Origin of the sequence: Helicobacter sp. 11S03491-1 (genome assembly GCF_002272835.1) — a bacterium.
Classification (GTDB): domain Bacteria; phylum Campylobacterota; class Campylobacteria; order Campylobacterales; family Helicobacteraceae; genus Helicobacter_J.
This window is the reverse complement of the sequence record NZ_MLAO01000002.1, coordinates 141,544-160,180: the sequence shown is the minus strand read 5'-3', so window position 1 is coordinate 160,180 and position 18,637 is coordinate 141,544. Positions and strand designations below refer to the sequence as shown.

Annotated in this window: 19 protein-coding genes, 5 tRNA genes and 1 pseudogene; 10 read left to right on the top strand and 15 right to left on the bottom strand. The window is 33.9% G+C overall.

The genetic code is table 11. From position 1 onward, the window contains the following. Positions 1-31: 31 nt before the first annotated feature. From BKH45_RS09015 to uvrB, 3 genes and pseudogenes are all read right to left on the bottom strand, one after another. Positions 32-1,006, bottom strand: a pseudogene (locus BKH45_RS09015) (site-specific DNA-methyltransferase); the annotation flags it as partial. 79 nt (positions 1,007-1,085) lie between these two features. Next, positions 1,086-1,544: a site-specific DNA-methyltransferase gene (locus BKH45_RS02000; RefSeq protein WP_257874474.1), complete on the bottom strand. Its 459-nt coding sequence runs from the start codon at positions 1,542-1,544 to the stop codon at positions 1,086-1,088. Between the two features lie 215 nt (positions 1,545-1,759). After that, on the bottom strand, positions 1,760-3,742 hold the full coding sequence (gene uvrB / locus BKH45_RS01995) for an excinuclease ABC subunit UvrB (protein WP_095273795.1): 1,983 nt from the start codon (positions 3,740-3,742) through the stop codon (positions 1,760-1,762). 74 nt (positions 3,743-3,816) lie between these two features. On the opposite strand from uvrB, the gene BKH45_RS01990 reads away from it, so the two are divergent. Genes BKH45_RS01990 through BKH45_RS01980 form a run of 3 tightly spaced genes read left to right on the top strand, consistent with a single transcriptional unit; the run spans position 3,817 to position 6,115 of the window. Next, a complete protein-coding gene (locus BKH45_RS01990) occupies positions 3,817-4,038 on the top strand; it encodes a DUF904 domain-containing protein (RefSeq protein ID WP_095273794.1) in 222 nt (73 codons plus the stop codon). Then, positions 4,035-4,250, top strand: a complete 216-nt coding sequence (locus BKH45_RS01985; protein ID WP_095273793.1) for a hypothetical protein — start codon at positions 4,035-4,037, stop codon at positions 4,248-4,250. Before BKH45_RS01990 ends, BKH45_RS01985 begins: the two co-directional genes overlap by 4 nt. Next, positions 4,247-6,115: a primosomal protein N' gene (locus BKH45_RS01980; protein ID WP_095273792.1), complete on the top strand. Its 1,869-nt coding sequence runs from the start codon at positions 4,247-4,249 to the stop codon at positions 6,113-6,115. Before BKH45_RS01985 ends, BKH45_RS01980 begins: the two co-directional genes overlap by 4 nt. On the opposite strand, the gene BKH45_RS01975 is transcribed toward BKH45_RS01980, so the two are convergent. The 4 genes from BKH45_RS01975 to der form a co-directional block, all read right to left on the bottom strand. Beyond that, positions 6,116-7,105 carry a c-type cytochrome gene (locus tag BKH45_RS01975; protein ID WP_095273791.1) on the bottom strand — a complete coding sequence of 330 codons (990 nt, stop codon included), beginning with the start codon at positions 7,103-7,105 and terminating at the stop codon, positions 6,116-6,118. An 83-nt stretch (positions 7,106-7,188) separates the two neighbouring features. Then, positions 7,189-8,925, bottom strand: coding sequence for an ATP-binding protein (locus BKH45_RS01970; RefSeq protein WP_095273790.1), 1,737 nt, complete (start codon positions 8,923-8,925; stop codon positions 7,189-7,191). After that, complete coding sequence (locus BKH45_RS01965; protein ID WP_095273789.1) at positions 8,909-9,829, bottom strand: cation diffusion facilitator family transporter; 921 nt, start codon at positions 9,827-9,829, stop codon at positions 8,909-8,911. Before BKH45_RS01965 ends, BKH45_RS01970 begins: the two co-directional genes overlap by 17 nt. Before the next feature lie 105 nt (positions 9,830-9,934). Continuing rightward, on the bottom strand, positions 9,935-11,320 hold the full coding sequence (gene der / locus BKH45_RS01960; RefSeq protein ID WP_095273788.1) for a ribosome biogenesis GTPase Der: 1,386 nt from the start codon (positions 11,318-11,320) through the stop codon (positions 9,935-9,937). 100 nt (positions 11,321-11,420) lie between these two features. Here der and BKH45_RS01955 point away from each other — a divergent pair, with 100 nt between their 5' ends. Beyond that, on the top strand, positions 11,421-12,275 hold the full coding sequence (locus BKH45_RS01955) for a hypothetical protein (protein WP_095273787.1): 855 nt from the start codon (positions 11,421-11,423) through the stop codon (positions 12,273-12,275). A gap of 49 nt (positions 12,276-12,324) precedes the next feature. Here BKH45_RS01955 and BKH45_RS01950 read toward each other — a convergent pair. The 6 genes from BKH45_RS01950 to BKH45_RS01925 form a co-directional block, all read right to left on the bottom strand. Continuing rightward, positions 12,325-12,400 (bottom strand) — tRNA-Glu (locus BKH45_RS01950). Positions 12,401-12,467: 67 nt separating this feature from the next. Then, positions 12,468-12,544 (bottom strand) — tRNA-Asp (locus tag BKH45_RS01945). An 11-nt stretch (positions 12,545-12,555) separates the two neighbouring features. Further along, positions 12,556-12,631 (bottom strand) — tRNA-Val (locus BKH45_RS01940). Positions 12,632-12,675: 44 nt separating this feature from the next. Next, positions 12,676-12,750, bottom strand: a tRNA-Glu gene (locus BKH45_RS01935). A 16-nt stretch (positions 12,751-12,766) separates the two neighbouring features. After that, positions 12,767-12,842: transfer RNA gene (locus BKH45_RS01930), tRNA-Lys, on the bottom strand. 90 nt (positions 12,843-12,932) lie between these two features. Then, complete coding sequence (locus BKH45_RS01925) at positions 12,933-13,409, bottom strand: CinA family protein (RefSeq protein WP_095273786.1); 477 nt, start codon at positions 13,407-13,409, stop codon at positions 12,933-12,935. A 78-nt stretch (positions 13,410-13,487) separates the two neighbouring features. On the opposite strand from BKH45_RS01925, the gene ppk2 reads away from it, so the two are divergent. After that, positions 13,488-14,333, top strand: coding sequence for a polyphosphate kinase 2 (gene ppk2, locus BKH45_RS01920; RefSeq protein ID WP_095273785.1), 846 nt, complete (start codon positions 13,488-13,490; stop codon positions 14,331-14,333). On the opposite strand, the gene recO is transcribed toward ppk2, so the two are convergent. Next, positions 14,317-14,931: a recombination protein RecO gene (gene recO / locus BKH45_RS01915; RefSeq protein WP_095273784.1), complete on the bottom strand. Its 615-nt coding sequence runs from the start codon at positions 14,929-14,931 to the stop codon at positions 14,317-14,319. The two genes, ppk2 and recO, sit on opposite strands and share 17 nt — an antisense overlap. 80 nt (positions 14,932-15,011) lie before the next feature. Here recO and BKH45_RS01910 point away from each other — a divergent pair, with 80 nt between their 5' ends. The 5 genes from BKH45_RS01910 to BKH45_RS01890 are packed head-to-tail and all read left to right on the top strand — an operon-like array spanning position 15,012 to position 18,440. Further along, the gene (locus BKH45_RS01910; RefSeq protein WP_095273783.1) at positions 15,012-15,737 is read left to right on the top strand and encodes an inositol monophosphatase family protein; all 726 of its coding nucleotides are present in this window, start codon (positions 15,012-15,014) and stop codon (positions 15,735-15,737) included. A gap of 2 nt (positions 15,738-15,739) precedes the next feature. Continuing rightward, positions 15,740-16,615, top strand: coding sequence for an acetyl-CoA carboxylase, carboxyltransferase subunit beta (gene accD / locus BKH45_RS01905; protein WP_095273782.1), 876 nt, complete (start codon positions 15,740-15,742; stop codon positions 16,613-16,615). Then, positions 16,587-17,042, top strand: coding sequence for a 23S rRNA (pseudouridine(1915)-N(3))-methyltransferase RlmH (locus BKH45_RS01900; RefSeq protein WP_095273781.1), 456 nt, complete (start codon positions 16,587-16,589; stop codon positions 17,040-17,042). The genes accD and BKH45_RS01900 overlap by 29 nt, the downstream gene beginning before the upstream one ends. 10 nt (positions 17,043-17,052) lie before the next feature. Then, on the top strand, positions 17,053-17,418 hold the full coding sequence (gene dksA / locus BKH45_RS01895) for an RNA polymerase-binding protein DksA (protein WP_257874473.1): 366 nt from the start codon (positions 17,053-17,055) through the stop codon (positions 17,416-17,418). Next, positions 17,415-18,440 carry a hypothetical protein gene (locus tag BKH45_RS01890; RefSeq protein ID WP_095273780.1) on the top strand — a complete coding sequence of 342 codons (1,026 nt, stop codon included), beginning with the start codon at positions 17,415-17,417 and terminating at the stop codon, positions 18,438-18,440. The genes dksA and BKH45_RS01890 overlap by 4 nt, the downstream gene beginning before the upstream one ends. A gap of 6 nt (positions 18,441-18,446) precedes the next feature. Here the strand turns inward: BKH45_RS01890 and BKH45_RS08715 are convergent, their stop codons facing one another. Beyond that, positions 18,447-18,611 carry a FeoB-associated Cys-rich membrane protein gene (locus tag BKH45_RS08715; protein WP_219349979.1) on the bottom strand — a complete coding sequence of 55 codons (165 nt, stop codon included), beginning with the start codon at positions 18,609-18,611 and terminating at the stop codon, positions 18,447-18,449. Positions 18,612-18,637 lie beyond the last annotated feature (26 nt).

The following is an 18,637-nucleotide window of genomic DNA, read 5'->3' as shown; positions in this document are numbered from 1 at the left end:
TCTATAAAATTATATATAAAATAATATATTTTTAAATATCCAAAATTTTATTGAAATGATCTTCAAATAGATTTTCTTTATTTTGTGAATAAAATGGCAATCCTCCTCCAACATCATCAATAAAACTTTTAGGGGGGCTTTGTTTTTCTATAATCGCATAGAAATTCCCTTCTGCATCTGTTTTTATCTTTTGTGAATCCAGCCACTCTTTTTTAATTAAAATATATTTCTTAGCTTCTCCTTTAATGAGGATACTGTCTTTTTCCTGATTGAATTTCTCCAATGCCCAAGTCCAACATCCAAGTCTAACACCTTTTTTTGGTGGTCTTATAATCTCATATCCTTGATTTAAAAAATCCATCCGATCTGTATAAACTTCATTTTCATCATTACTGATTCTTGCGAAATCCTTATCATAATCATTAAAAGCAAAAAAATCTTTTGTGTGAGGATGATAATAAATACTAAATCCTAAATTGGATCTTGCATTTAGAGTTCCACCGGCTCCTCCGGTAGTAAGTCCTGCGCCTTCATAATAGAATTTATCTGTCTTTATATCTTTAAAAACTTTAACTTTTTGTTGTTGAGAGATTTGATAAATTGGCAAAGTCTCAAGTTTTTTGGCATAGCAAAGAATATATTCTTGATTGCGTTGAATTGTTTTAGCATCATTTTGCGCATTACCTTTTAGCCACACCATACACCCCACAAAATTCTCTCTCCCAAAAATCTCATCACAAAGCACTTTGAGATAAGCTTGTTCGTTATCATCACATTGGATAAATATTACCCCATCTTCACGCAGGAATTCATAGGCTATTTCCAGGCGATTTTTCATAAAAGTAAGCCAAGTACAATGATTGAAATTGTCATTATAGTTAAAGCTATCCTTACCTGTATTGTAGGGAGGATCTATATAAATGAGTTTGACTTGCCCGTAGATAGATTTGACATGTTTGAGAGAATGTAAGCTTAAGAGATTGTTACCTTGAAGCAACAAGTTAGGGAAACCGGAAAAATCTTGATTTTTTAATAAGTCTAAAAGTTCTTTTGAGTCTTGTTGGGGATGTATTGCGGATTTTACGCTATGATATTGAGACTGACTGACTGACTGACTGACTGACTGACTGACTGACTGACTGACTGACTGACTGACTGACTGACTGACTGACTGACTGACTGACTGACTCATAAGTGATGTATTCAAAGTTGTGCAATACTTTAGGAGAGAATAAGATATCAATCTCATCTTTTGCTAAGATTTCATTAAAAAATATTTCTTTTCTCTTGCCTTCATCTTTATTTGCCCCACCTGCTAATACACAATCTTTGAAGGGGAAGTTTAAGACGACTTCATTTTGTGTCTTTAAAAACACTTTGATTTTGTTTGCCAAGCCGATTTTGTTAGTATAATTTGTCCAAGAATTGCTAAAAAATTTTTTTTGAGTGATAAAATCTAAAAACTTTGACTTATCAAACACAAGCATTCCATTACAAAGAGATTGAAAAAACTCTTCTCCAAATTCTCCATGTAAAAAATCCAAAAGTTCTAATCGGGAATTTTGAGCATCGATTTTAAGGGCATTGATATAAACTTGTTTTTACCTATTTTCTTCCAAAATATAATGTTTAAGACTTTTTTCTAAAATTTTTTCTTCTATTTTGTCGATCACTCTTTTATCTTTTTATCTTTATCTGTCTTGTGAAAATTGCTTTTATTATACTTTATTTTATAATTCTAATCCACAAAACTATAAAGCTACAAACTCCTGATTTTAGCTATCTCATCGCGAACTCTTGCAGCCTCTTCAAAATCCAATCTGGTAGCTGCTTCATGCATTTTCTTGCTCAATTCTTTGATGAGGGCATCTTTTTCTGTTTTGGGAATTTTGGATTTTTTGAGGGCTTTTTCATAAAGTTTTGCATTCACGGAAGACTCTAATCGCAACTCTTCTTCAACATTCCTAGCCACTGATTTAGGCGTGATATGGTGCGCTTGGTTAAATTCTTCTTGTTTTTTGCGACGATAGTCTGTAGTATCCATCGCCTTTTGCATACTGCGTGTAATTTTTTTGGCATAAAGAAGTACTTTGCCATTGATATTGCGTGCCGCCCTTCCCATTGTTTGTATCAGACTCGTTTCACTACGCAAAAACCCTTCCTTATCCGCATCCATGATCGCTACTAAACTCACTTCCGGCAAATCCAATCCCTCTCTCAATAAATTGATCCCGACTAAAACATCAAAATCTCCTAATCGCAGTCCTCGAATAATATGATTGCGCTCAATGGCATCTATTTCGCTATGCATATATTGGACTCTAAGTCCAAGCTCACTATAATATTTGGTCAATTCTTCTGCCATTTTTTTAGTAAGTGTGGTAATCAGTACTCTTTCTTTTCTTTGGATAACTTTTAAGATCTCATCATAAAGATTTTCTACTTGTTTATCGCTATCTCTTACTTCATAGATAGGATCCAGCAATCCTGTAGGACGAATAATCTGCTCAGCAATATTTTCTTTAGAAAGCTCAATCTCAAGTTGGGCCGGCGTAGCAGAGACAAAAAGATAATGAGGGGCTTTGTGAATAAATTCATCAAATTTCAATGGACGATTATCAAGCGCTGAGGGCAAGCGAAATCCATAATCAACCAAAACATGCTTCCTACTCATATCCCCGGCATACATTCCCCCAAATTGAGGCAAACTTACATGAGATTCATCCACTATCACCAAATAAGGCTTGCCTTTTTGTTCAAAATAATCCAGCAAAGTATAAGGTGTTTCCCCTGCCTTTTTACCCGTAAGATGGCGTGCATAATTTTCAATCCCCTTACAAACCCCACTTGCTTGCATCATTTCTAAATCAAATTCAGTGCGCCCTTTTAACCTGCTATGCTCTATCATTTTGCCTTCTTCTTGGAAGAATGCAAGCCTTTCTCCCAGCTCACTTTCGATATTTTTCATAGCTAAGGCTAAGCGCTTGTGCCCTACAATGAATTGATTTGCTGCATACAAAACATAAGAATTTAGCTTTTTGACCTTTTGGCGTTCTATATGATTAAAAATCTCAATCCGCTCAATCTCATCACCAAAAAATTCTACATGAATGTATTCAACCTCATTATAGGCAGGAAATATATCTACACTTTCTCCTTGTGCTCTAAAATTACCTCTATCAAAGGCAATATCATTCCTGCTATAACCCATATCTACAAGTTTGAGTAAAAATTCTTTATAATTTCGACTCTCTCCAACCTCTATTTTTTCTATCATTTCCAAATATTCGCTTGGATTTCCTAAACCATAATTTGCTGAAACACTTGCAACAACAATCACATCATCATAAGCAAGCAATGAGGTCGTAGCAGAAAGTCTCAAACGCTCCAAATCATCATTAATCGAACTATCTTTTTCAACAAAAAGATCTCGACGAGGGATATAGGCTTCAGGTTGGTAGTAATCAAAATGAGAAATGAAATACTCAACATGGTTATTTGGAAAAAATCCTTTAAACTCACTATAAAGTTGTGCGCATAAAGTCTTATTATGGCTCATAATCAAAGTGGGGATATTCAATTGTGCAATAATGTTTGCCATTGTGTAAGTTTTGCCACTTCCGGTTACCCCAATCAAAGTCTGATAACAACTCCCTTGTGCAATACAATCAGATATTTTTGCAATTGCTGCGGGCTGATCGCCTGCGGGGGAATAAGGAGAATTAAGTATAAATTTTGCCATTATGATTCCTAAAACACTAGAATATCTGTTACAATTATACCTGAAATCTATACCTTAACTCTTTAGGAGTGCCTATGCCATTAATTGAAAAATTAAGCCAAAAAATTGACCTTTTATTACAAAGATTAAATTCTCAACAATCAGAAATTGAACAATTAAGACTCAAAATCACAACGCTTATGGCTCAAAATGAAGAAAAAGACAGGCAAATGTCCACCCTTTATGAAGAATTAGCTAATAAAGACAAGAGTATGGAAGAACTTTATAATAAAATCCAAGAAGTATTAGAAAAATGAATCAAGAGTTTATTGAAATCAAAATTTCCGGTAGAAAATTTCAAATCAAACTTGAAGGTTTTACTCAAGAAGCACAAGAAGAAATTACACAGACTTTTGACAATCAAGATATTGAGCTTACAGAGTTACTGAAAAATCATTTGAACAAAATTCAAGAATACTCAATCCTAAACAATCATTTAAAGAGCCTTCTACAAAAAATTACTTCATGAACTATTATCAAATAGCTCCCTTAAAAGCAAACTCTCCAATTTTGACTTATCATTCTGCAGAAATCTTTAAAAAAGGTGATGTTGTAAATATTCCTATCAAAAATATACTAAAAGAAGGAGTGGTACTTGCAGCTTGTATGCAACCTGATTTTCCCTCCAAAGAAGCCCTCAAGACAACCGGTTATTTCGGGAAACATCAAATCACTTTAGCAGATTTTATTGCACAATATTATTGCTGTAGTTATGGAGAGGCATATGGGCTTTTTTATCCTTTTGAATCTACACAAAATCTCAAGATTCCAAACTCTTCAATCTATCATACCAATCCCTTAAGCGCAGCACAAACAAAAGCTCTGGATTTTATCAACACAAAGCCTGTAAGTCTTTTGTTTGGGGATACAGGGAGTGGCAAAACAGAAATTTATATCCATCTTATGATTCAAACCCTCAATCAAGATAAAAACATTGTTTTTTTAATGCCCGAAATATCTCTCACCCCTCAAATAGAAAAACGACTTCAAAATGTTTTTGGAGATATTGTTGGGATTTGGCACAGCAAGATCTCCAAAAAAAACAAAACTAAAATTCTAGAAAAACTCAAAAATGGAGAAATAAGAATTATTGCAGGGGCAAGGAGTGCTTTGTTTTTGCCTTTGCCTAAATTAGGGCTTATTGTTATTGATGAAGAACATGATGATGCTTATAAATCTCAGAATAGACCCAGATATAATGCAAGAGATATTAGCCTTTATCTGGGAGTAAAAAGTCATATCAAAATCCTTTTGGGATCAGCTACACCAAGCCTAAATAGCTACTATTATGCAAAAAAAGACAATTATCTTATCCGTCTGAGAGGAAGACACTTTAATTCCAAAAAAGAAATTTTATTACAAAATCAACCCACTCAAATCACACCCTTTATTTTGGAGCATTTAAAAACTATTCTCAAACAAAAAGAACAGGCTATTTTATTCCTACCTACAAGGGCAAATTTCAAAATTCTCTTATGCCAAGAATGTGGGCATACTCTTGAATGTCCATTTTGTAGTATTGGCATGAGTTTGCACTTAGACAAAAAAGTGCTTTTATGCCATTATTGTGGTTATAGCCTACCTATTCCTTCTTGCTGTCCTTCATGTCAAAGCCCTCATTTATCTGCGCAAAGAATCGGAACTGCCCAAATTACAGAGGAATTAAGTAATTTGCTCCCCCAAGCAAGGATAGCTATTTTTGACAAAGATCACACAAGCACGCAAAATAAACTCCGCAAAATTTTAGATGATTTTAATCACCATCAAATTGACATTCTTGTAGGTACACAAATGATTAGCAAAGGGCATGATTATCATAGCGTTAATCTGGCGATTATTTTAGATATAGATTATCTTCTCAGAAGTGGGGAATATAAAAGTTACGAAAAAACAATTGCCTTAATACACCAAATTGCAGGAAGAAGCGGGCGAAAAGAAAATGGAAAAGTCATTATCCAAAGCCTTAATAGTGATTTTTTAAGCCGTTTTATGGATGATTATGAAGATTTTTTAAACTTTGAACTTTTGCATCGAAAAAATGCCTACCCACCCTATAAAAAGCTAGCTATCTTGCATTTTTCAAGCAAACAAGAAGCAAAAGCACAAGCAAATATGGAATTTATCTTAAACTTACTCAAATGCTCTGTTACTCAAGAAGTTTCTATTGTAGGAGCAGGGAAATCAGGGATAGAAAAAATAGCTTCAAAATACCGCTACCATATTTTTCTAAGATCCTCATCTCACACTGCTATTTTAAAATTGCTTCATCCAATCCTCAACTATTCGCATAAAATGGGGTTTGAAATTGATATAGACCCCATCCATACGATATAGTTATTTTAACATTTCTTTATAAGGTCCAAATTGATGTTGTTTTTGAGGATACTTATCCGGATAAGGTCCGCTAACTGCATCAACAGGTTTGACTCTCTTGTCAGGGAAGTCTTTTTCCCCTCCTGCTTTAACGGGTCTTGGTTGGGAGTTGATATAAGCAGCTACATCATAAGCTTGCTCGTCTGTCAAATCAGGATTACCTTGGGGCATATTTGCCTTGATATAAGCAGCAGCTTTTAACTCACGATGCATCCCTGCCCCTGTATTGAAACTATCTTTACCCCAAAGAGGTGGAAACAAATAATAAGCCCCATTAGTATCCGGATTTTTCAAACCTTGACCATCAGCTTGATGACAAGCAACACATTTTTCTTCAAATACAATTTTACCTTTTTTGGGATCTGCGGCTCGATCTAATAATGGCATTTTTATTAAGCCTTGACCTTTAGTTTTTGCTCCAACCAAAAACCCTTGAGAAAGCCATTGCATATAAGTAACTATTGCTTTCATCTCTTTAGAATCTACCGGTAAAGCCTTACCATTTAGACTTCTTTGCATACAACCATTAATCCTATCTTCTAATGTATCAATCCCATCGCTTCTAGCGCGATATAAAGGGAATCTACCCCAAATCCCTACAAAAGCTGATTGATATTTTTTTGTCCCACCTGCAGCATGACAGCTCGAACAAGAGAGATTATTCCCTGCGTATCTCATTTTGGGATCTTTGGCTTGGGGACCTATATATTTAGCAGTTTCATTCAGAATTTTATTGCCCAAAACTACCATCTCTGTATATTTAGAATTTTTTGGCATTTTACTCTCATCAACATAGCCATCTTCTTGCATAGCAGGAGGCAGTTTCCACTCTTGCTCAGGCAAATCAATCCCTGTTGCCCCTTTTTCTTTGGATATGGTTTTGTCAAAACCAAATCCAATACCTACTATTAATGGTAAAATTATAAGCACCTTTATTGTTGTTTGTCTCATTCAATCTCCTTGTAAAAAATTACATTAAATATTACTATTAAATAGTTAAATAAAAATACATAAGACTTGATAAATATCAAGATTTATGATTGGAATCCTAAATTTTTCTCCCCATCAAAATTTCCACTCTGTTCTTTTTGAATTTCTTCAATAAAATCTTCCTTGCTAAATACAGGTTTATTGCGAGTGGCAACCTTATAAGCAGTATTTTTTATCACCAATGAAATTTGCCCTCCACTCAAAGGATACATGCTTAATTCATTAGCCAAAGATAAAATTGTATGAGGTTCATGGTATTTGGCATTTTTAGGAAGGTATTTTTCCCAAAGTTGAACTCTTTGATCTAATGAAGGTTTTTTAAATTCAATTTTATAGTTAAAACGTCTGGAGAATGCTGAATCAATCGTTTCTAACAGATTTGTTGTTGCAATTAAAATCCCTTCAAATTTTTCAATCTGCTCTAAAAAAATATTTTGCATTTGATTGTGCATTTTTTCTGCTCCACTCCCGCTACTTATCCTAACACTCAAAAATTGATCAGCCTCATCCAAAAGCAAAATAGGATTATTTTTAAGTTTTCGAGTAATTTCTTTATATTCATCAAATATTTTTCGAACATTTTTTTCTGATTCTCCTACATACATAGACAAAATCTTGGAACAATCAAAACTAATAATAGATTTTTTAAGACTTTTTGCAATCCCTAATGCAGTCAGTGTTTTCCCTGTGCCTGCAGGTCCGTAAAAAATAATTCTAGCATCAATGCCTTTATTTTTCTCCTTGATACCCCATTCTTTCAAATGTGCAATAACTTTCGGATCTACTTGTTTGAGGAGGGAATGAAGAGTTTCTTTTGTCTTGGGAGCTAAAATCACCTCATCAAGCCTGACTTTAGGTTCAAGAATCTCAAAAATTTCTTGCTCTTTTATCAAGGCTTGCAGGGTAATTTTTGTTTTTTTCTTTTTGCGGTTAGGATGAATAATCTTCTCAAGCACTTCTTCAGGAATAAAAAATGCCCTACTAATCCCCCCAAAAGGATTAAGCATTTCATCATAATCTACAAGGTTTTTTTCTACTAAAGTGCTTTTTTCATCAAGCAAAGATCGATTTTTGATTCTATCATATTCATTTTCACTTATCAAATCTATCAAGCTATTCATATCACGCAAGCTCTCATCTCCCCCTGAATATTCCTCTTTCAGTAAGGCAAAGAAAATAATCTCTTCTTTAGGAGTTAATAAATTTTCTTTCATGAGAATTTGAACTTCAATGGGGGTTTTTGTAATTTTAATTCGCGATAAAATCCTCTCTTCAAGTAATTTGAGACGGTATTTTGTGCGAGAAAGGGAAGCGGAGGAAAGCTTTTGAAAACTATAACTTAATTTTTGAAGTAAATCGATACGCAAAAATTGATCTTTAAGATACTCCAAATGATCTTCATAGGGGCTAATTTCAGGGAGTTCAAGATTTAGAGTACCTTCTTCTAAAAGCTTCAAAAAACCGGGGCTTAAAGAAATAGTAGAATTCAAAAGCTCCAACATAGCAATTTCATTGATTCTCATGGGCACAAAACCTGCTTGCACAATCCAACCCAACTCTAAAAGATTTTTAACTTTTGGCAAATAATCGAGTAAAAAAATATTTTTATCCACAAATACATTTTCAAGCAATGTCAAAACACTAAATTCATCATTTCCCCCCAAAAGTCCCTCCGCCATATAACGCAAAATTTTGGCTTCTGCGAGATCGCATTTTAAATGCGGGTAAATAGTAGTTTTTACAATATTTTTTGAGCGAATAAAATTAATGTAATGTTTCAAGATTACTTCCTTTTTTAAAACTATGATCTCCATCTTTGAAGTATTCAATAGGCTCTAAATGAGCAATGATTTCCCATTCTTTGCTCATATCTATAGCCTTGATACGCATTTCAATATTATCAGAAATATCATGGGCAAACAAGAGAGTAATTCTCTCATCAAATACCAAATAAACCACCATAAAAACTTTGTTCCCTACAATTCGTGTCTTTAGATTATAATACCCTAAAATCGCACTCTCATTAAGAATATTTATTATACGATTTTGTGTATGTTCATCTAATGCCCTATCTAGGAGCATAAAAATACCTGATTTGACAATTTTTAAGGCGCTATAAGCAATATATAGGGCAATAAATATCCCAAAAACAGGATCCATCCAATAAAAGTCACTCCATTCAATCATGATAAGTGAAATCAAAATTGCCCCATTGCTAAATAAATCACTTTTGTAATGTAAAATATCTGCTTTAGTAACTTCACTTTCATGGAATTTGGTAATTTTATTCAAAAATAAAATCAAACAACCCACTACAATCGTGCTAAAAATCATTATCCAAATCGCTGCTGTTGCATCAACTAAGGGGGTTTTGGTCTGCAAATGTTCAACAGATTTATAAAAAATGTACCCCGCAGATATAAAAATTACCAATCCCTCAATAGTCGTTGCAATGTATTGAATTTTATCAAATCCGTAATTAAACTTTTTATTAGCAGGTTTATCTGTTTTTTTAAGGGCAAAATAATTAAAACCGGAAATACAAACATCCAACAAAGAATCAATTGCGCTTGCCAAAACAACAACCGAACCGCTGGAAATAGCAACAATGAATTTGACAATCATCAAAAAAATAGACACTACAGTAGCTACTATAGCGCCTTTTTTAGGAGTAAATAACTTCATAAGTTTATATCCTCAAAAAAATATTAGCAGTATTCAAAAAATTTTTAGAAGTTAAAAAAATTAAATATTTTGATATACATTTTATTGAAAAATCATTTATCTTATTCATGATTTTGCCTGATCTTGAGACTTCCCTTTTGGAGTAAAAATAATGGGGGTTCCCATAAATCCAAATTTTTCTCTCATAAAATTCACTAAATATCTCTTATAACTAAAATGCAAGGCTTGGGGTTTGTTCATAATTAGAGCAATTCTTGGAGGACAAACATCATATTGAGTGGCATAATAAATTTTTACAATCTTGCCATGATCACTGGGAAGAAGATGTCTTTTGGTAGCTTCCAAAATAGTTTCATTGAGCTTGCTTGTAGGAATACGATAAGAAAAGTATTCATAAACTTCTAAAATTTTTTCTTTAAGTTCTTGAATATGACGATGGTTAAGTGCGCTTACTGTGATAAGAGGAGCATATTCTAAAAATCTAAATTTTCTTTTTAATTCTGCGATAATAGTCTTATATTCTGCATATCGTATATCCCATTTGTTGAGGACAATAATTACCCCTAAAGCATGCTTATCTGCTAAAGAGCTAATCTTTTCATCAAGTTCAACAAAAGGAGTGCTTACATCTAATACAAGCAAGGCAATATGACTTTTTTCAAGTATTTTATTCGTCCTCTCTAAAGCATATTTTTCAATCCCTTCAATCTTGCTTCTGCGTCTGATCCCGGCAGTATCTACAAAGCAAACTTCTTTGTCTTTGATAATAATTTTTTCATCTACAGGATCGATTGTAGTGCCACCTATTTCACTCACCACACTCCTTTCTTGTCCAATCAAAGCATTCAACAAAGAACTTTTACCTACATTCACTCTACCGATAATCCCTACATTAATTTGACTGGAACAATCCAATTGCGGCACATCTACAAAATCTTCGTGTGTATTTTGTATATAAGTGGAAATATCTTCGTCATCTTGACTCTCATCTATGATAATTTGCCCCAATCCCAATTCCAATAAAATTGCTTCAATAAGATTCGTTATGCCACGATTATGGCTTACAGAGATAAAATATAAATCTTTCATTCCAAAACAATCAAACTCATAGGCAAATTGTTTTTCTTTATCATTATCAACTTTATTGATGACCAAAAAGCACTTTTTATTGATTTTGCTTATCTCTCTAAAAAGTTTTTTATCCTCATCTTGAGGGGTTAGCTTTCCATCTACAAGATAGAGTACAATATCAGCTTCTTTTGCGGTTTTTAAGCTTAATTCTTTAACCTTTTTAAACAAACAAACACTCTCATCAATCCCGCCTGTATCACAAAGTTCAATTTCATTGCCCCAAATAGAAATAATTTTTTTATTCACATCTCTGGTTGTGCCTGAAATATCTGATGTAATAGCAATGCGTTCTTTGGCTAATCGATTAAATAAAGAGCTTTTACCTACATTTGGTTTGCCCAAAATTGCGATTTTTTTCATAAATTTGCTTCTCTTTAATAATATTTTTCTTATAATTTGCTAATTATTTTATGGATATGTAATCATAGCCAAAACTTTAAAACTTACAGGAGTCTTTTAGATGAAAAACATTATATGGGGTTTTGCTTTAAGCTGTGTATGGTTAAATTTTGCCCATACACAAGTTGATGAAAATCCGCAAACCCCTCAATCAATCCAAAATGAAGATATTAAACTTCCCATTGTTAATGCCCCTACTCAAACAACTCCTTCAAAACAAGATATTCCACAAGCTTCGCAGCCACTTAAAGAAGAAGTCAGTGATAAAAATAAAGAAATCTCTTCTCCTCCCTCTCTTAAACCCGAAGAAAAAACAGATCCTTTAACAGTTGAGAAAGAAATAGCTGAGAAAAAAACTGATTCAAAAACACCTCAAACAAAAAAAACGAATCAAGAATTCCTCAAAGAAGTCAAAAAAGACGACCCAAAAGCCAAAAAAGTAACTTTTATTCAAGAAGAATTCTATGAACCAAAAAGAGGTGAAATCACTCTTATTCAAAAATCTCATAAGCTTATTGCAGATATTCACTCCAAAGAATTACAAAAATTTATGGAAGGAGGGATTTATCAGACAAAACAACAAGTCCAAACATTTTCCTTGCAAGATTCTTATACTCAAATCACAAATATTGATGGAAAAATTTATGAATACAAATACGCTCAAAAATCCATAGATAGATACTCAACTATAGCGCCTCATCAAAAATATTCTCTTAAAAGATTGTCCAAAAATAAATATCAAATCTTAGTTAAAAAAATTCCGGAATTTTTTGACATAAAAGATTGTAAAATCGTCATCAAAAAAGAACTCTCCGGCACACTCAATCAAACAAAAGAAGTCATTATCAATCTGGATACTAAACGCGAACTTAGAAACAGTGCCCAATTTGATTTATTCTTGGAATGCCCTCAATAAAACAACACCATAGCCATCAAAAAAAGATAAAAATCTAAAAAATGCTAATTGGCGACCCCTAGAAGATTTGAACTTCTGTAGCCACCTCGAAAGGGTGGTATCCTTGGCCACTAGATGAAGGGGTCTAAAATATTCAAATAACTAACAAATGCTAAAGTTTGCAATGAATATTTAAAATTATTAAAGAAGAAGTGGCGGAGCGGACGGGGCTCGAACCCGCGACCCCCTGCGTGACAGGCAGGTATTCTAACCGGCTGAACTACCGCTCCGAATATCCAAGTGGTGGTCGCTACAAGGCTCGAACTTGTGACATCTACCTTGTAAGGGTAGCGCTCTACCAACTGAGCTAAGCGACCAATTCTGAATATATTGTTAGCAATAAGGGAAACAAGAATAAAAGTGGTGACCCCTAGGGGACTTGAACCCCTGTAGCCACCGTGAAAGGGTGGTATCCTAACCGCTAGATGAAGGGGCCACTTCTACTTTTTTAATGGTGACCCGTGTTGGATTCGAACCAACGGCCCATTCCTTAAAAGGGAATTGCTCTACCGACTGAGCTAACGGGTCAAAACAATAATCTATGGAAATAACACTTTAATTTTAAAAGAGCGAAATTATATTTTTTTTACGCTCATTTGTCAAGCTTATCGCACAAAATTACAAATTCCTTGCTAATATTTCCAAAGCCTTCTTACAGCTTTGCTCTTGGATTCCCCTACGATCTCCTGCAAATAAAAATTTCTCTATAGAAGGCTTCTTACCTACTTCTTGCACTCCTATATAAACAGTCCCAACAGGTTTATCCAAACTTCCCCCACCGGGTCCGGCAATACCGCTTGTGGCAATAGCATAATCAGCGCCAAACATCTCTAAAGCTCCTAAAAGCATATCTTCTACCACTATTGCACTTACTGCGCCATATTTTTTCAGAGATTCATTTTTGACTTTCAAATAACGATGTTTGATTTCATTCCCATAGCTAATAATCCCGCCCTCATAAATATCTGAAGCTCCCCCAATAGAAGTAAATTGATATGCCAAAAGCCCACCGGTACAACTTTCTGCAGTTGTAACTTTTTTGTTTTTTGATTTTAAAGTCTCCATAATCCATACATTTAAACTCTGAAATTCCATGTTGCCATCTCCAAAATAATAGGTATAATAAAATTATATAATTTTTATAACTTATTTTGAAACAAACAAGGAAATAAAATGTCAAAACAACACTCTATTATCACTATGCGTCCGGAATCCCAACCCAACAAAAAATCTCCCTACAACAAAAATGATAAACTCAAAGAGTGGTTTTATAATCAAGAAATTATCAAACTCCAAATTGAACTTGTAAAACTTCAAAATTGGGTGAAAAACACACGCCAAAAAATCGTTATCATCATGGAAGGCAGAGATGGAGCAGGAAAAGGAGGGACCATCAAAGCCTTGAGTGAGCATCTCAATCCTAGGGGGTGTCGCATTATCGCCCTTCAAAAACCAACTGAAACTGAAAAATCACAATGGTATTTCATGCGTTATATTAGCACATTGCCATCCGGAGGGGAAATCGTCTTTTTTGATAGAAGCTGGTATAACAGGGCTGGTGTAGAAAAAGTAATGGGGTTTTGCACACAAGAAGAATATAAACAATTTATTTATCAAGTATCAAACCTCGAACAAATGCTTATTTCGAGTGGTATCATGCTTTTTAAATATTTTCTTAATGTCAATCAAAATGAACAAAAACGGCGTATCAAAAATCGCAAAACAGATCCGTTAAAAATGTGGAAGCTAAGCCCCATTGATTCCAAATCACTTAGTTTATGGGATGAATATACCCAAGCCTTTGAGAAAATGTTTTCCAGAACACATGCACCTTATGCTCCTTGGATTATTGTTGATTCTAATGACAAAAAAGCAGCTCGATTGAATATTGCCAGAGATTTATTAAGCAAGATTGATTATGAAGGCAAAGATCCCGGAAGTGTTTGCTTGCTTGCAGACCCCAAAATTATCCATTCTTACTCTCAAAATCCCCATCAAAACATTACAAACCCTTTATAAGCACTTCCCACATTCCCTCAATGATTTTATCTTCTAAGTGGAGTGTGGATTTTGTTGATAAAAATTCTAGAATTTTATCCTTATGAAAAGCCCTCCCTCCAATACACCTAAGATGTCCAAATAAAAATGCTCTTCCAAGACCTACTTCGTGATTTGTCGCCTCCCCACAAACAAAACACTGCCTTCCCCTATCATCTCTGCCCTCAAACCCCAAAAGTTCGGCATACATCTCAAGAGCTACACGCAAAGGGTTTTGTATGGATAATTTATTAGCGCCCCTATTAAGCATGTCAAAATAAAAACTATCTAATTCATAAACATCTATCAAATGTGTATTTAACAAGCGAATAAATCTTTGCCAAACATAGACGCGCTCTAGAGTATTTTCCCAATGATGTCCTAAATGCATAACATTTCTAAGTCTAGGCAAAAAAATACCCCCGCCTTCTTCTTCAAAGTCTATTTTCTTGCCTATATGAATCATACTATGCCTTGCTCCATAAAATCGATAAAGTCTCTTAATGCTTGTTGGGGTAAGGATATGCACAATCATATCTTCATTTTTTACCGGCAAAGTATTTAAAATATACCCCTGCACATACGCTCCTATTTTAATAAAGTTTTGCTTAAAAATAAAATCACTATAATAATAATTTGATTCTATTGCAAGGATATTTCTTGAGTGATTTTATCAAAGCATCAATTCAAGCAAGTAAAACAATTATTCAAATTTTATCACAAAGAAAAATAGAACACATGCAAAAATATGACATTGGAGCAGGTGGGGATATTAGTTTGGGAGCAGACATGATTTGTGAAAAAATTTTTACACAGCATCTTTTACCTTTAGCCAATATTGATTCTGAAGAATCAGGTTATCTCAATGGAAAGGGTGAGGATATTATTATTTTAGATCCTCTTGATGGAAGCGATAACTATCTCTCAAATATACCATACTATGGCGCATCAATAGCATTATATGATTCGAATAAAATTCCCAAAGAAGCTATTGTTGTTAATTTTTGTTCTCAAAATGCCTATTTTGATATGGGTAGCGGATTAGAACAACTTAGTCTTATTGACTGCCAACAAACTCCTATTCTTAAAAATCATTCTCTCAGCCAATGTGGGATCTTTGAAAAAGCCTACTCTAATCCCTCTCTTGCCGCAAAGTTATATGAACATAAAATTAAATTTCGATCTCTTGGGGCTTCTGCTTTGTCGCTTTCACTTGCTCATGATGTAAATTTTATGCTTTTTGGGGGCAAAATAAGAAAATATGATTGCGCGGCAGGGCTATTTTTGTGCAGGCATTTGTGGATAGAGAATTCAGAGCATTTTTTACTCGTAAGTAGAAATAAGCAAATCTTTGATATGATTACAAAAATTGCAAAGAAGGACTAGAAATGGGTTTTGCAGATTTTTTGAAAAATCTCAAAAAAGATGAGGGTAAATCTTCACAAAAAGATACCACCAGCCACTGGATAAAATGCCCCGGTTGTGCAGCGCTTATGTATTACAAGGAGGTTTTTTCTCAATGTAGCGTTTGTCCAAAATGCAATTATCATTTTAGAATCTCAGCAAAAGAGCGCATTGATCTATTATGTGATGAGGAAAGCTTTATAGAATACGACAAAAATCTTAAACCCATTGATCCTTTAAACTTTGTAGATAAAGAAAGTTACAAACAAAGAATCAAAAAATACGAAAGCAAAACAGGTCGCCCCAGTTCTGTTATTTCAGGGGAAGCCACTATTTGCCATATGCCCTTGCAAATTGCTGTATTTGATTTTGCCTTTATGGGCGGGAGTTTGGGATCTGTTGAAGGAGAAAAAATTGTCCGCTCCATCAATCGTGCTATTGCAAAAAAACAAGCATTACTAATTATCTCTACAAGCGGGGGAGCAAGAATGCAAGAATCAACTTATTCTTTGATGCAAATGGCAAAGACAAGCGCAGCACTCAATAAGCTTAGTGATGCCAAACTCCCCTTTATTTCACTGCTTACAGATCCAACTTTTGGCGGAGTGAGCGCTTCATTTGCATTTTTGGGAGATCTCATCATTGCAGAGCCGGGGGCAATGATTGGGTTTGCAGGGGCAAGGGTTATCAAACAAACCATCGGAACAGATCTGCCCAAAGGTTTTCAAACTGCTGAATTTTTACTTGAACATGGTCTGATTGACATGGTCATTCATCGCAAAGAACTTAAAAAAACTTTAGGCGATATTATCAAGATGCTTAACCCCAACCATGAAATGCAACCTATACTCGATCACTAAACCCAATAGTGAAATAAACACTTTCATTCTTCATTATCAAAAGCTATGCAAACAATTTGGAACAACTTTATTTTTCCAAGATATTATGAATAATGAAATACTTTATGCCCAAAGACAATCTGAAAAAAATGCCAAAAAATCCTATACTAAAGCTTTTTTACCCTTTATTGCCGAGGGTAAAAATATTGCCCTCCATCCGGATGGAAAACTACTCAATAGTTTTGATTTTAGCAATTTATTTAAAGACCAAACTCAAATGAATTTTTTTATCGGTGGAGCTTATGGATTTGATGATGATTTTTTAACAAAATCCATCCCGGTTAGTCTAAGTTTATTAACTTTTAGTCATAAAATCGTGAAAATCATTTTATGCGAGCAAATCTATCGTGCTTTAAGCATCATTAACCATCACCCATATCACAAATAAGGAGATCCTATTGGATAAAAAAAATCTCAAATTTTTTGAAAAAATGCTGCAAGATAGGCTTGAAGAAATTACTTCTCACATTGATATGCGTAATATCAATCTCAAAGAACTCAATACATCCAACCTCAAAGATCAAGGCGATATTGTTTCTGCAAACCTACAAGGACAACTTGATTTTTTAATTATCCAAAAACATAAGTTAGAATTACAAGATATAATACATTCATTAGAAAAAATTAAGAATAAAACTTATGGGATTTGCGAAATGTGCGATGATGAAATTGATATTGAGAGATTAAAAATCAAGCCACATGCAAAATATTGCATTAAATGCCGCCAATTACATGAAAAATCCAAACCCAAAGGCGAAAAATGAGGTTCAAATATTATATAATCTTTGCTATTTTATTCATTATTGCTGTTGCTGCTTATATTTATAGTATTGATACCGGCAGCTACACTCTCTCTACCCCTCATCAATCCCAATCGCTTAATTTGCCTATTGCTGTTTGGGTTGCTATTATTATTTTAATATTTTTTGTTTTATCTTTGATATTTTTCTTAGGCGAATGGATACGTGGGATGCTCATAGAATATCGTAATAATCGGGATTTTGAGAAAATTATCCACCAAATTTTTGAACAAAGCACTACAAAAGCTTTTACAAAAGAAGTTTATAAAAATCACCATTTAAACCTACTCTCAAAAATACTGGCTCGTTTTTATCTTCAAGCTAATCTGGACTCTCCCCCTAGTTCTTATGCAAAAATAGATAAACTTTTTGATATCTATAATCAAATCAATCAAGGCAATGGACAAGACATCAAAAAATATAATTTATCTGAAGATAATGAATTTTTTATCAAAAATACCTACAACAAAATTCAAAAAGATTTAAAATTTGCCCTTGAAGTGCTTAAAGAAAATTTTAATATTGACCTCAAAAAATACGCTTTTATTCAAATAGCCCAAAGAGGAGGCGATAAAGAAATTCAAAAAGCACTCCGGCTCTCTGAAGGTTTTCTGGATAGAGAAATGCTCAAAGAATTATTTATAGCTTATTCGCAAAATCGTGCAACTTTCACGCATGCAGATATTGCTCAAATGTGCAAAAATGTGCATTATGATGAAAACAATTATCTGAGACTAGCTAAAGAATCAAAGCCTTTTCTCTCTCCGGATGCTTGGCTTAAGCTTTTTGAATTCATTGCTGATGGTGATGAAAATGCCGAAAAAAGCTATCTTTATGTCTTACTTGATCTTGAAATACCGGATTCAGTCGTTGAACGCCTTTCTACCCATTCAAAAAACGAGTTTTTGATTGTAAATGCTTATCTTGACCTTAAAAAAATAGGCAAAAATTACCCCATCGATATTTTCTTTGGTATAAGCAATTAATAATTTTTATATTTCTTTTTTATCTGAAGAATAATGCTTTGGTTTTGAGCATTTACCCCCACCTCCACAACCACAACCCCCACCGGATTTCTTTATGCCAAAAATCTTATAAATCCCCCATCCCAAAACCACAACTATCAAAATAATCCCTATAATATCAATCATTTGCATTTTTTTACCTTTTTCATAAAATATCT